Source organism: Nocardia sp. NPDC003183 (genome assembly GCF_053590715.1).
The window spans coordinates 653316-666596 of the sequence record NZ_JBSFTG010000001.1; the positions used below are offsets into that span (position 1 = coordinate 653316).

Consider the following 13281-nt stretch of genomic DNA (forward strand, 5'->3'; position numbering starts at 1 on the left):
TACTGTCGCGCAAGCTGATTCAGGTGCCGATCGGTGTTCTCGCCAGCGCGGCGGCCACGTCGGCGGCTCGGCGCGCCTGGTCGGCAGTGACGGGTTCGTGGGTGATGAACAGCCGGTGGAACAGTGGTGCGACCGCGAGCCGGATGATCTCGGCGGCGTCGACCTCCGGGTCGACTTCACCGCGCGCGACCGCCCGCGCCACGATCGCCGCCGCCTCGTCGTGTCTCGCCGCGTAGAAGCCGCGCAGCGCGTCGGCGGCCTCGGGATGTTGCATGCCTGCTGCGATGAAAGCTGTTGCCAGCGAGCCTGATTCGGGATCGGTGAAGCCCTGTCGGAGCAATTCGGTCAGCGCACGGAGATCTCCGGTGAGGGTGCCCGTATCGGGGATCGGCCATGGCTGTTGCGAGGCGCGCTCGAGCGCGTCGGCGACGAGCCCCTCCGGGCCGCGCCAGCGCCGATAGACGGTGGTCTTGTGCACTCCGGCGCGCTGAGCGACAGCTTCCATGCTCAGGTCCTGGTAGCCCCGCTCGGCGAGTTCGTCCGCCGTCGCGTCGAGAACGGCTTCCCTGACTCGGGCGCTGCGTCCGCCGGGGCGTCGTTGTGGTTCCAAAAACAACTCCTGTTGCGTTAGCTGTCGCGGTTTTGTACTGTTAAAGCTACACGAGTAGCGATTGGAGCACTGTTTGACCACTCAACTGTCCCTGCGCGGAGTCTCGAAGTCCTATGCGGACCGGCCCGTGCTCGACACCATCTCGGCCTCGATCCGGCCCGGTGAACGCGTCGGCATCGTCGGCGAGAACGGCGCAGGCAAATTGACGCTGCTCGACCTGCTCGCCGGGCTCGCTCGACCCGACGCGGGCACGATCACCGTCACCGCCGAGGGCGGGATCGGCCACCTCGCGCAAACACTGCCCGGCGACACGGTCGGTGCGGCCATCGAACTGGCGCTGGCCGAACTGCGCGAACTCGAGGCAGGCATGCAAGCCGCCGCCGAAGGGCAGGACATGGACCGCTACGGCGCGCTGCTCGCCCGTTTCGAGGCGCGCGACGGCTACGCCGCCGATGCCAGGGTGGACGCGTCGATGCACGGACTCGGAGTGGCGGGTATCGGCCGTGACCGACCGCTCGACAGCCTGTCCGGCGGCGAACGGGCCCGCCTCGGGCTGGCCTGCCTGCTCGCTGCCTCGCCGGAGGTGCTCCTGCTCGACGAACCGACCAACCACCTCGACGACGCCGCGCTCACCTGGCTGGAACACCGCCTGCGCACCCATCAGGGCACAGTCGTGCTGGTCTCGCACGACCGGACCTTCCTCGATCGGGTGGTCACCGCGGTGCTCGAGGTCGCCGACGGCGCGTTGACCCGCTTCGGCGGCGGCTACACCGGATTCCTGACGGCGAAGGCGGCCGCGCGCATTCGCTGGGAACAGGCCTATGCGCAGTGGCGCAGCGAGATCGGGCGGCTCGAGGAGTTCGCCACGAGCACTGCCCAGCAGGTCGCGCCGGGTCGCGCGATGACCGACAACAACAAGATGGCCTACGACCGCAATGCCGGGCGGGTGCAGAGCTCGGTCGCGTCGCGGGTGCGCAATACGGCCGAGCGCCTGCGCCGGCTGCGCGAGGACCCGGTGCCGCGACCACCCGAACCGTTGCGGTTCCGCGGCCGATTCGCGGCAGGCAGCGGCGTGGAGTTCCACCTCGGCGCGCTGACGCTCGGCCCGCGCGAGCGGCTGCTGATCCACGGACCCAACGGTTCGGGCAAGTCGACACTGCTCGACGCGATCCACGCGGCAGCCCCGGGACGCATCGGCTACCTGCGCCAGGACGAGCGCTTCGATCCGGCCCGAAGTGTCACCGACACCTACGGATTCGGACGCGATTCATTGCTGGCGACAGGGCTGTTCGCCCCCGAACTGCTCGATCGTGAGGTCGGTACCCTCTCGGAAGGTCAGCGGCGCAGGCTCGCGCTGGCCGGTGTGCTCGCCGGTGAACACGACCTGTTGCTGTTGGACGAGCCGACCAACCACCTGTCGCTGACCTTGGTCGAGGAAGTCGAACGCGCGCTGAGCGAGTATCGGGGTGCGGTGGTCGTGGTGTCGCACGACCGGGCGCTGCGCCGCCGTTTCCGCGGAATACAGAAGGGAATTGAAGACTTTGGCTGAGATCGTGCAAGTGATCGACGTGCCCGGCGCTCCGTACGGGATCACTGTCGGGCCCGACGGGGCGCTGTGGTTCACGCTGGTGACGCAGGGCGTGATCGGACGTTGCGCGGAGGGGATCGTGCGGTCCTATCCGCTCGCGCAGTCCGACGGGCAACCGACGGTGATCGTCGCCGGTTCCGATAATGACCTGTGGTTCACCGAGTTCCAGGGTGGTCGGCTCGGGCGGATCACCGTCGACGGTGGGGTAACGAGCCTGCCCGTGGAAGGTCCCTACGGTGCGTGCGCCGGGCCGGACGGAGCGCTCTGGTTCACCGAATTACAGGCGGGTCGGGTCGGGCGACTGGCCGCGGACGGCAACCTCACCCGCGTCGAGGTCGACGGTATGCCCTCGATGATCACGCCCGGGCCCGATGGGGCGCTGTGGCTCACGGTGAACCAGGGCAATGCGATCGCCCGCGTCGACACCGACCTCGCGCTGCGCGTCTACCCGATCCCCACGCCCGCGGCCGCGCCGGTCGGCATCACCGCGGGCCCCGACGACGCCCTGTGGTTCACCGAAATCGGCGCGGGTGCGATCGGGCGCATCGACCTCGACGGCACCGTCGCCGAATTCGCGCTCCCGGCGACCGACGCCCGCCCGCACGCGATCGTGGCGGGCCCCGACGATGCGCTGTGGTTCACCGAGTGGGCGAGCTGCCGTCTCGGCCGGATCACCACCGACGGCACGATCACTCATCTCGACCTACCGGGCGCCGAACCGCACGGACTCACCGTCGACGCTGCCGGTGACCTCTGGGTAGCGATGGAATCCGGTGCAATGGTGCGGGTTTCCCTGTAGCGGCCGCCGTGCCGGTGACCTACGGCGTGGTCAGCGCCTTGACGACCGCGGTGCCGAAGCCGAGGTCGTTGCTCGTCGGCATGCGGGTGTAGGTCCCGCCGGTCTGGTCGGCGAGGGTCTGCAGGGTTTGGGTGCCCTGGCCGCCGACCACGACGATGTCGATGCGAATGGGCTTGCCCGACTTGGTCGCGGCGGTGATCTCGTCGACCAGCGCGGTGCCGGTCAGCGTCGAATCGTCGTCGGGACCGTCGGTGATCAGCAGAATCGAATTCGTGCGACCGGGGGAGTAACCGGCCACCGCCGCGCGGTAGGCGGCGAGCAGGCTCGGGTAGGCCTGATCCGCGGCGAGCTGGCTCGGCTTCACCGCGGTGACCGCCGAGCCGACCGCATTGCGCTGGGAATCGGTGAGCAGCGCGGTGGCCGCCTGCACCTTGTACGGAGTGGTGCCGTCGAGGTTCTTGCCGAACGTCCACAGGCCGAGCCCGAAGTCGGGCGGCATCACCTGCAGGGTGGAGGCGACCGCGGCAATCGCGTTCGACAGCCGGGTGGTCGAGCCCTCGGCGGTACCCATCGACGACGACACGTCGAGCAGGACTGTCGCGTTCACCCCGAGCACCGGGTTGGCCAGCGTCGACTGCACCTTCTCCAGTGCCGCGCGCGGCGGATTCGCCGGTGCCGAACCGATGGCGGGCCCGAAGCCCTCGGTGGCGAGCGCACCCGCCTGCTCCGGGGCCCGCAGGAAGTCGATGAATCGTGACGCGATCAGATTCTGGGTCTTGTCGACCCACGGACCCGACATCAGCGCGGCGGGATAATCGGCCAGCGGCGCGCTGCCGACCGGCCGGAACGCGGTGAGACCGTCGGTGCCGAGCTGCTGCTGCGTCGCGGCGACCGCGTGCACATCGTCATCGAGGGGATTCGCGCTGATCTCCGACATGGAGGTCATCAGGTCGGCCGGTGCCTGCGCGCCGGCGGCGAGCCCGGAGATCGCGGCGACGACCTGACCCGACTTGGCGGCCTGCTCGGTCAACGGTTCGGTGCCCGAGATCGCCGCGCCGATGGACGCGGCGGCGGCGGTCGTGGCGTCACCGGCGGGCAGTGCCATGCTCAGCCCACCCCAGCCGGACAGGCCGACCTCGTCGAGTGAGCCCTGCTGCAGTCGTGGCAGGTCGGCCCAGGAGATCTGATGCTGTTCGAGCGCTTGACGCAGGGCATCGGGCACGGCGAGCACGATCGGGCTGGTGGCGATCGAGGCGGGTGTGCCCTCGATCAGACCCGGCACCCGAACCAGCTCGATCGACCGGCTCGAATCGGCGATCCACAGCCCCGGCTGCGGACCGAGACCCGGATCCCATTTCGTGGTGTCGGCGAGACCGGCGACCAGCGCGCTCGACGGGCGGGCCGACACCTTCACCTGCGCGCAGTGGTCGCGCACCCGAGGCTTGGTCGCGTTGAACCGGTCGGCCGCGGCACGCACCGGGCCCGAGATCGCCGGATCGACGGTGACGTCGAGCTGTGAGGCCCCCTCGACGCACTCGGCGGCGGCCGCGACATCGGTGGTCGCCGCACGATCGCTGAGCTGGACCCAGGCGAAGACGGCGACGATCACCAGCACGATTGCCGATGCCGCGATAACCGGACCCTTGCTGATACTTCGAGAACTGGTCCCGTTGCGATGCGTACCCACGCGGCAAGTTTAAGGACACCGCGCGCAACCGCAGCACAGCGCATACCGGTGCGCATCGCCGCAGGTCACAGCATGTGGCAAGAGTGGTCAGCCTCGGTCGAGGCAGCGCATGCAACCGTGCGGTGCGTGCCGGACGCGCAGAGCCGGGTGCCACAGCGGACACCCGGCGCTGCCGGTCACGCGCGAATCACGCGGCCGCGATCGTATTCACGACCACCCCACACCCCTGACTGACCCGTCTGTGCCGCGTACTCGGCGCACCCCGCGAGCAACGGGCACCCGGCGCAGATCTTGCGGGCGTAGTCGAAGTCCTGCGACGGGTAGGGAAACCACGCCTCGTGGTTGGGGTCACCACGGCAGGCGGCGCGGTGCCATTGCCCCGAATCGGACAGGGTCAGCAGTTCGGTCAGTGCGAGGTCGGTGGTGGTCACGGCGCGTACTCCTTCCAGATCCGGCGCTGCTTGCGAGCGAGCGGGTCGGGAGCCTTGGGCTCCCACAGCAGCCGCATCCCCGCCTCTTCCGGGGTGCGGTCGGCCTTGCCTGAATTGCACGGTGCGCAACAGGCGACGAGATTGCTCCAGGTGTTCGGTCCGCCCCGGCTGCGGGGGCGGATGTGGTCGACGGTGTGCGCCCAGTCGGCGCAGTAGCCGCAGCGGTGCTTGTCGCGACGCAACACGCCGGCCAGGGTGGCGCGGCTGTCGTCACCGATCGGCGTGACGTGCGCCAGGTAGACGTAGCGCACCAGCCGGATCGTCTCGGGCAACGCGATGACCAGATGCTGCGAGCGGATCGGGAACCGGGGTGCCCGCTCGATCACGGTCTCGGCGGCGCCGCTGATCAGCAAGGTCACGGCCCGATCGGCGGTGATCTCGTCGAGGGCCTCGTAGCTGGCATTGAGCACGAGCACCCTCGTGTGTATCCAGGTGTCGGGAGCGGGCGCCGTCGGGTCGACGGCATGACGAATCAGCATGGGAATCACCATGTTTCGAGAGAGGTGTGAACGTCGGAAGCGGAGGCGGGTCGGACCCGTCAGGCCACGATCAGGAAACGGCCGGAGCCATCGATATCCAGGCGCATCGCGCGATGGACCGAACTCGCGCGGCGAAAGGTCTTATCCGATTCTCGCTGTGGCGCTTGCTGTTTCACGGCCGTCTCCTCCTCTCGATGCTGCTCGTCGGTTCCTCGCCCGATGCGAATCACCTGCGTGAAATCATGGTGGCACACCGTGTCCGAAATGTCGGCTGATTTATTTCGGGGCACAGAGTTCTGCTGCGCGGGGACGGGCCGGTCCTCGGCTGACCTACGTCCGATCGGCGGCGACCAGTTCGGCGCAGCGTTCGCCGACGAGCATCACCGTGATGTTCGGATTGACCGTGGTGTGCGCGGGGAACACCGAAGCGTCGGCGACACGCAGACCCTCGACGCCCTTGACCCGCAGCTCGGGGTCGAGGGGACTCATCGGGTCGTCGACCGCGCCCATGCGGACCGTGCCGACGGGGTGGTAGACGGTGTTGTGGGTTCGGCGGACGTAATCGGCGAGTTCGGCGTCGGTCTGCGCCTCCGGCCCCGGATACAGCTCACGCGCCACCCAATCCGACAGCGGTGCGGTCGCGGCGATCTCGCGTGCCTTGCGCAGACCGGCGATCATCACGCGCATATCGTGACCGTCGGGGTCGGTGAAGTAGCGCGGGTCGACCTTCGGCTTGTCCCGGAAATCGCGCGAGCGCAAGCGCACCGTGCCGCGTGAGCGGGCATGGGTGACATTCGGCGTCAGGCAGAAGGTGTTCTCGGCGGTCGGATACCCCTGCCGCAGTGTGTGCATGTCGAAAGGCACACTGCCGTAGTGCATCATCAGGTCCGGCCGGTCGAGGCCGTCCTCGGTCGGGGTGAAGATACCCGCTTCCCACCACTGGGTGGAGCTGTCCACCATCGGTCGCGTCGTCTCGAAACCGATCACACCCTCCGGATGGTCCTGCAGGTTCGCGCCGACACCGGGCGAGTCGACGACCACCTCGATGCCGTTCTCGCGCAGGTGAACTGTAGGCCCGATGCCCGAGAGCATGAGCAGCTTCGGCGAGTCGATGGCGCCGGCGGAGACGATCACCTCACGGTTCGCCGTGATCCGGGTGGTGCGGCCGAACGCGTTGTCGGTGATGTCGACCCCGACGGCCCGCCCGTTCTCGATCACGATCTTCTTGGCCCACGCGCCGGTCCGGATGGTGAGGTTCGGCCGGTCGAGATGAGGGTGCAGATAGCTCACCGACGACGACGAGCGCGTTCCGTCGGTTCGCCGGTTGATCTGAAAGAAGTTGGCGCCGTTGACGACTGTGCGTCCCGCGTTGAACTCGGCGCGCGGGATACCGACCGCCTCGCAGGCGTCGAGCAAGGCGACACCACACGGATCGTGCGGCGGCACCGTCATGATGTGCACCGGGCCGCCGCGGCCGTGGTGCTCGCCGGGGGCGTCGTTGGTCTCGATCCGCGGGTACAGCCGATACACCGAGTCCGCACCCCACCCGGTGGCGCCGTGCTCGCGTTCCCAGGAATCCAGGTCCTCGCGCGGAGCCCAGAACGCGATGCAGCTGTTGTGCGAGGAGCAGCCACCGAGCACCTTGGCGCGGGCGTGACGCATGAACGAATTGCCGTTCTCCTGCGGCTCGATCGGGTAGTCCCAGTCGTAGCCCGATTCCAGTAGCTCCATCCAGCGATCGAGTCGCAGGACGGCCGGGTCGCCGACATCGGACGGTCCCGCCTCGAGCAGACAGACGGTCACCGACGGGTCTTCCGACAACCGTGCCGCGACGGCCGCTCCCGCGGAACCGCCGCCGACGATCACGTAATCGTATGTGGTCACCGCTGTTCCTCCCGATCGGCGAACCAGCCGGTGACGCCCGGCCGGAGATTCTCGTAGACGTGCTTGGCCTCGCGATACTCGTGCAGGCCGGACGGACCGAGCTCGCGCCCGACACCCGAGCGGCCGAAACCGCCCCACTCGGCCTGTGGCAGGTACGGCCCGAAGTCGTTGACCCACACCGTGCCGTGCCGCAGCCGGGCGGCGACGCGGCGGGCGCGCGCGGCGTCACCGGACCAGACCGCGCCCGCGAGCCCGTATTCGGTGTCGTTGGCGATGGCGACGGCCTCGTCTTCGGTGGTGAAGGTCTCCACGGTCACGGTGGGCCCGAACGCCTCGTCGTGCACGCACGCCATCGCGCGGGTGGCGTCGTCGATGACGGTCGGCAGGTAGAACCACCCGTTGTCGAGATTTCCGGAGCCTCGGTCGCCGGTGGCGAACGCGCCACCGGTGCGGACGACGGCACCCTCGGCGCGGGCCTGCTCGACATAGGCGTTCACCTTGTCGCGGTGGGCGGCCGAGATCAGCGGCCCGGTTTCGGTCCCCTCGGCGAAGGGCAAGCCGAGCCGGATCTGCTCTGCGCGGCGCACCAACTCGTCGACGAAACGGTCGTGTGCCGATTCCTCGACGACCAGGCGCGCGCCCGCCGAACACACTTGACCGGAGTGCAGGAAGGCCGCGTTCAGTGCGTTGTCGACGCTCGCGGCCAGCCGTTCGTCGGTGTCGCAGGCGTCGGCGAAGACGACATTCGGGTTCTTGCCGCCCAGCTCGAGTGCCACCTTCTTGACCGTGGCGGCCGCCTCGCGCGCGATGATCTTGCCGGTGGCGAGCCCGCCGGTGAACGAGACCAGGTCGACATCGGGATGTTCGGACAGCGGCGCACCCGCGGTGGCGCCCGCGCCGAGCACGAGATTGGCCACCCCGGCGGGCACGCCGAGGTCATCGAGCACCGACATCAGCAGAATCGCGGTGTGGGGAGTCAGTTCAGCCGGTTTGAGCACGAACGTATTGCCTGCCGCCAGCGCTGGGGCGACTTTCCAGGCCGCCTGCAACAGCGGGTAGTTCCACGGCGTGATCAACCCGCAGACCCCGACCGGTTCGTAGACGATGCGGGAGTCGATGTCAGGGGAGCCCGCGTCGACGATCCGGCCCGCGTCGTCGGCGGCGAGCTTGCCGAAATACCGGAAGCAGTTCGCGATGTCGGACATGTCGATGTCGGACTCGTAGGGGCGCTTGCCGGTGTCGAGGGTCTCGGCGCGCACGAACTCGTCTCGTCGCGCGTCGATCGCGTCGGCGACCCGCAGCAGCAGGTCGCCCCTCTCGGCGGCGCCGGTGCGGCGCCACGGGCCTTCGTCGAAGGCCCGCCGGGCCGCGATGATCGCGGCGACCGTGTCGTCGCGGCCGGCCTCGGCGACGACCCCGACGAGGGAATCGTCTGCCGGGCAGCGGATTTCGCGCGTCTGCCCGGACGCTGACGGTCGCCAGGAACCGTCGATATAGAGAGTGTCGCTCATGCTGATCCCTTCACAGTTCGCGGTCGGTGCTGTCGACGTCGCCGGATTCGGGCTCGTGGTGATCGCTCGCCGCGCGGCGCAGGTGCAGATAGCCGAGGTGGCGTTCGTACTGGTCGAGAATGTCACCGATGATCTGCTCGCGGCTGTAGCCGTTGAGCGAGTAGCCCTGCGACCCCTCGGCCAGGTAGACCTCGCAGCGGAAGTAGCGATCCCCGGACCGTTGCGCGAGCACGGCATAGGTCGGGGCCGGTGCCGAGACCGGCCAGATGCCGTACTCGAACCGGGGCTCACTGGCCTGATCGACCAGCAGTCGCGGGGACGGCAAACCCTCGTTGGACTGGGAATCGTCGATGGTCGCCGTCATACCCATGTGCTCGAACTCCGTGGCGACATCGTGCATCGCCGGATCGACGGTGCCGCTGATGAATTTGCGGGTGGCCGCGGGCCCCGGGTAGTTGATGGTCGAGAGCAACCGGCGACGCCAACTGCTGAGTTCGGCCGGTCCACGGCCCGCGGCGAAAGCCTTGGGCAACGAGGTGCGGTAGCTGTCGAGTTTGAACGACTCGTTGCGGACAGCGCGCAGCAGCGCGATGCCGATCAGCGCCAACACGAACGAGAACGGCAACCCCATGATGATGGTGGCGTTCTGCAGGGTCGTGATGGACCCGCCCGCACCGGCGAACAGCATCGACAGGGTGAGCACGCCGATCGCGGCCGACCAGAAGATGCGGGTGCCGGTGGCGCAGTCGGCCATCGGATCGGGCAGCTTCGAGGTGAAATTGCCCATGACCAGCGACCCGGAATCGGCGGTGGTCACATAGAAGAGCAGCCCGGTGATGGTCGCGACGCCGAGCAACAGTGTCGCGCCGGGATATTTCTCGAGCAGCGAGTAGAAGCCGAGTTCGGCTCGGTCCGCGGTCTTCTCGGCGAAGGCTCGGTCGTCCCTGGCGACCTCGAGCGCGCTGTTGCCGAAGATCGAGATCCACATCAGGGTGAAGCTGAACGGCACGACGAGCACGCCGAAGATGAACTCGCGCAGCGTGCGTCCGCGCGAGATGCGCGCGAGGAACAGGCCGACGAACGGTGCCCAGGCCACCCACCACGCCCAGAAGAACAACGTCCAGCTGTCGAGCCAGGTCGACGGCGCGTTCGCCGTCTCGGGGTTGCGCTCCCACGCGAAAGTGTCGAGGGTCCGGTCGGGGAAGGTCGACAGGTAGTCGCCCGCGTTCTGGGCCAGGCCGTTGAGCAGGAAATCGGTGTTGCCCGCCACGAGGATGTAGATCAGCAGCGCGATCGCCATGATGACATTGAGCTCCGACAATCGCCGGATGCCCTTGTCGACGCCGGTGGTAGCGGAGATCGTGGTGATGGCCACCGACAGTGCGATCAGCCCGATCTGGGCGGCCTTGCCCTGGGGGATTCCGAACATCTGGTGCAGTCCGTAATTGAGCTGGACGATGCCGATGCCCAGCGAGGTGGCGATGCCGAAGATGGTGCCGAGCACCGCGGCCACGTCGATCGCGTCGCCCCACCGGCCGTGTACGCGCTTGCCGAAGATCGGATAGAGCGCGGCACGGATCGTCAGCGGCAGGTTGTGGCGGAACGCGAAGTAGGCGAGTGCGCCGCCCATCAGTGCGTACATCGCCCAACCGGTGATGCCGTAGTGGAAGATCGTCCAGGCCACCGCGTTGCGGGCCGTTTCGTTGGTGCCCGGCTCACCCAGCGGGGGACGCAGGTAGTTGTAGACGGGCTCGGCGACCGAGAAGAACATCAGGTCGATGCCGATACCCGCCGCGAACAGCATCGACGTCCAGGAGAACAGGCTGTACTCCGGCCGTGACTCCTCCGGTCCCAGCCGGTAGCGGCCGTACCGGCTGGCGCCGAGGAAAACGACGAGGCCGAGGATGGCCGTGGCGAGCACGAAGTACCACCACCCGAACCAGGTGGTGGTGAACGTCTTGACCTCGCCGACGATGGTCTCGGCGCTCGACGGTGAGGCCAGTGCCCAGATCCCGAAGGCCAGCACGGTGCCCGCGGCGATGAGGAACACCGGCTTGTTGACCGAACGACGATTCGCGACCGGATGTGCCGGGACCGCTTCGTCCTCGGTCCCGGCAGGTGATCGTTGCGTGCCGTTGTCCCCGGGATTGCTGACACCACCCATGCGAGGCAGGCTAGTTCGTGCCTACCCCGCGATCGGGGACCTTCAGTGGTTGCCGACCTCGTGTTCGAGCCTGCGCGCCACCAGATCGCGGGCTTGTTCGCGCAGTGCCGGCCGGTAGCCACTCGGATACACCGGATCTCCCGGCGCGTAGTTCTTGAGCACTTCCTTGGCGAGGGTGATCTTGTGCACCTCGGTCGGGCCGTCGGCGATGGCCATGACCTCGGCGTAGGTGGTCATGTCGAGGAAGGGCAGGTCGGTGCTCACGCCCATCGCGCCGTGTAGATGCAGTGCGCGGCGGGCGATGTCGTTCATGACGGTCGGCATGGCGATCTTGATGGCGGCGATGTCCTTGCGGACGGCGCGATAATCCTGGGCCTGGTCGATGCGCCACGCGGTGCGCAGGACCAGCAGGCGGAACTGCTCCATCTGGATCCAGCTGTCGGCGATGCGTTCCTGGGTCATCTGGAAGCCGCCGACGACACCTCTGCGGGCCGGGCGCGACACCGCGCGCTCACACATCATGTCGAAGGCCTTGCGTACCAACGCGACCGTGCGCATCGCGTGATGCACGCGTCCGCCGCCGAGCCGGGTCTGCGCGACGATGAACCCCGCGCCTTCCGCGCCGAGCAGATGATCGGCGGGCACCCGGACATCGGTGAATCGCAGATGCCCTTCGTGTTCGCTGAACCCGGGCACGGTGAAGTTGCGCACCAGCTCGAGCCCGGGCGCATCGGCGGGCACGATGAACATCGACAACCGCTGGTGCGGTTCGGCTTCGGGGTCGGTCACGACCATCACGATGTGGAAGGTGGCGAATTCGGCGGCGGAGTTGAACCACTTCTCGCCGTTGATGACCCACTCGTCACCGTCGCGCACCGCGGTGGTGCGGAACGCGGTCGGGTCGGAGCCGCCGGTGGGCTCGGTCATCGCGTAGCAGGAGCCGATCTCGCCGTCGAGCAACGGCTGCAGGTACTTCGCCTTCTGCTCCTCGGTGCCGAAGTGCGCCAGGATCTCGGCATTGCCCGAATCCGGTGCCTGACAACCGAAGACGAGCGGCGCCCACATCGAGGTACCGAGCACTTCGTTGAGCAGTGCCAGCTTGAGCTGGCCGAAACCGGGACCACCGAGCTCGGGACCGAGATGGCAGGCCCACAGGCCCTGATCCTTGACCTGCTGCTGCAGCGGCCGCATCAGCGCGCGGATCTCGGGGTCGGCGCGGTCGTAGGGGTTGGGGTAGAGCAGATCCAGGGGCTCGACCTCGGTGCGAACGAACTCCGCTACCCAGTCGAGCTTGCGCTGGTACTCCGGATCGGTCTCGAAATCCCAAGCCATGGTCAGCCTTTCGTGTTGTCGCCCGTGGCGCGCAGCCCGGACAGGACGGTGTCAGTGAGGATGTCGGCGATCTCGGCGGGGGAATGGGAGCCGCGCTCGCGGTACCAGTAGCCCAGGGAGTTGAGCATGCCGAGCATGCCGTTGGTGACGATGTGGTCGGCGGTGCGTAGTTGACCGGCCGCGTGGCCCGCGTCGATCACGTCTTGCCAGTGGCGCTGCAGCCGATCGCGCAGTTGCTGGAGCACGACCGCGTGTTCGTGGGTGAGTGCGTCGGCGTCACGCAGGTGCACGGCCACCGCGCGCCGATGGGTGACGATCAGCTCGACGTGACTGCGAATCAGCAGGCGCAGGGTCTGGACGGGGTCGGCATCGGCCTCGATGATGCGTTCGGCGTCGGCGAGCAGCAGCCGGGTGTAGTCGCGCAGGATCGCCCACAGCAGGTCTTCCTTGGAACCGATGTGGTAGTACAGCGCACCCCGCTGGACGTCGGCTTTCGCGCCGATCTCGGCCACACCCGTGGCGTGGAATCCGCGTTCGGCGAACAGCTCGAGCGCGGCGTCGTGGATCCGCTCGCGGGTGTCGGCGCGCTCGGTGGCACGAGGGCGTCCGCGACGGCGCACGGGCGATACCGGTTCGGTGGTCACGGCGCCTCCGTTCGGTCCGGCACGCGACTTAATGTTCCGATCAGTACATTAATTGCCTGCGCACCTACAATCAAGGGGTGACCCGCCGCGCC

Annotated in this window: 12 protein-coding genes; 2 read left to right on the top strand and 10 right to left on the bottom strand. The window is 68.2% G+C overall.

The window, feature by feature from the left end; all coding sequences use genetic code 11:
- Positions 1 to 19 precede the first annotated feature (19 nt).
- Positions 20 to 610: a TetR/AcrR family transcriptional regulator gene (locus ACWDXS_RS02945; RefSeq protein ID WP_378991915.1), complete on the bottom strand. Its 591-nt coding sequence runs from the start codon at positions 608 to 610 to the stop codon at positions 20 to 22.
- 61 nt (positions 611 to 671) lie between these two features.
- Here ACWDXS_RS02945 and ACWDXS_RS02950 point away from each other — a divergent pair, with 61 nt between their 5' ends.
- Together ACWDXS_RS02950 and ACWDXS_RS02955 are read left to right on the top strand one after the other, a co-directional pair.
- A complete protein-coding gene (locus ACWDXS_RS02950; protein WP_449961338.1) occupies positions 672 to 2159 on the top strand; it encodes an ABC-F family ATP-binding cassette domain-containing protein in 1488 nt (495 codons plus the stop codon).
- On the top strand, positions 2143 to 2997 hold the full coding sequence (locus ACWDXS_RS02955) for a Vgb family protein (RefSeq protein WP_449961341.1): 855 nt from the start codon (positions 2143 to 2145) through the stop codon (positions 2995 to 2997). The genes ACWDXS_RS02950 and ACWDXS_RS02955 overlap by 17 nt, the downstream gene beginning before the upstream one ends.
- Positions 2998 to 3016: 19 nt before the next feature.
- On the opposite strand, the gene ACWDXS_RS02960 is transcribed toward ACWDXS_RS02955, so the two are convergent.
- The 9 genes from ACWDXS_RS02960 to ACWDXS_RS03000 form a co-directional block, all read right to left on the bottom strand.
- Positions 3017 to 4684, bottom strand: coding sequence for a VWA domain-containing protein (locus ACWDXS_RS02960; RefSeq protein ID WP_449961343.1), 1668 nt, complete (start codon positions 4682 to 4684; stop codon positions 3017 to 3019).
- Positions 4685 to 4860: 176 nt separating this feature from the next.
- Complete coding sequence (locus tag ACWDXS_RS02965; RefSeq protein WP_378991918.1) at positions 4861 to 5115, bottom strand: WhiB family transcriptional regulator; 255 nt, start codon at positions 5113 to 5115, stop codon at positions 4861 to 4863.
- The gene (locus ACWDXS_RS02970; RefSeq protein WP_379312263.1) at positions 5112 to 5654 is read right to left on the bottom strand and encodes an HNH endonuclease; all 543 of its coding nucleotides are present in this window, start codon (positions 5652 to 5654) and stop codon (positions 5112 to 5114) included. The genes ACWDXS_RS02965 and ACWDXS_RS02970 overlap by 4 nt, the downstream gene beginning before the upstream one ends.
- 59 nt (positions 5655 to 5713) lie before the next feature.
- Positions 5714 to 5944, bottom strand: a complete 231-nt coding sequence (locus ACWDXS_RS02975; protein WP_378991921.1) for a hypothetical protein — start codon at positions 5942 to 5944, stop codon at positions 5714 to 5716.
- A gap of 40 nt (positions 5945 to 5984) precedes the next feature.
- On the bottom strand, positions 5985 to 7538 hold the full coding sequence (locus tag ACWDXS_RS02980) for a GMC family oxidoreductase (protein WP_449961348.1): 1554 nt from the start codon (positions 7536 to 7538) through the stop codon (positions 5985 to 5987).
- Positions 7535 to 9049, bottom strand: a complete 1515-nt coding sequence (locus ACWDXS_RS02985; RefSeq protein WP_449961351.1) for an aldehyde dehydrogenase family protein — start codon at positions 9047 to 9049, stop codon at positions 7535 to 7537. The genes ACWDXS_RS02980 and ACWDXS_RS02985 overlap by 4 nt, the downstream gene beginning before the upstream one ends.
- Positions 9050 to 9059: 10 nt before the next feature.
- Positions 9060 to 11213, bottom strand: coding sequence for a choline BCCT transporter BetT (betT, locus tag ACWDXS_RS02990; protein ID WP_449961353.1), 2154 nt, complete (start codon positions 11211 to 11213; stop codon positions 9060 to 9062).
- A 42-nt stretch (positions 11214 to 11255) separates the two neighbouring features.
- Entirely contained in the window at positions 11256 to 12545 is a 1290-nt protein-coding gene (locus ACWDXS_RS02995) for an acyl-CoA dehydrogenase family protein (RefSeq protein ID WP_379312258.1), read from the bottom strand.
- 2 nt (positions 12546 to 12547) lie between these two features.
- Positions 12548 to 13189 carry a TetR/AcrR family transcriptional regulator gene (locus tag ACWDXS_RS03000; RefSeq protein ID WP_379312257.1) on the bottom strand — a complete coding sequence of 214 codons (642 nt, stop codon included), beginning with the start codon at positions 13187 to 13189 and terminating at the stop codon, positions 12548 to 12550.
- Between the last annotated feature and the right edge of the window lie 92 nt (positions 13190 to 13281).

Bases quoted from the DNA above. Each gene is read 5' to 3' on its own strand.
- ACWDXS_RS02970 (WP_379312263.1), bottom strand. From the start codon at position 5,654: ATGCTGATTCGTCATGCCGTCGACCCGACGGCGCCCGCTCCCGACACC.
- ACWDXS_RS02985 (WP_449961351.1), bottom strand. From the start codon at position 9,049: ATGAGCGACACTCTCTATATCGACGGTTCCTGGCGACCGTCAGCGTCC.
- ACWDXS_RS02995 (WP_379312258.1), bottom strand. From the start codon at position 12,545: ATGGCTTGGGATTTCGAGACCGATCCGGAGTACCAGCGCAAGCTCGAC.
- betT (WP_449961353.1), bottom strand. From the start codon at position 11,213: ATGGGTGGTGTCAGCAATCCCGGGGACAACGGCACGCAACGATCACCT.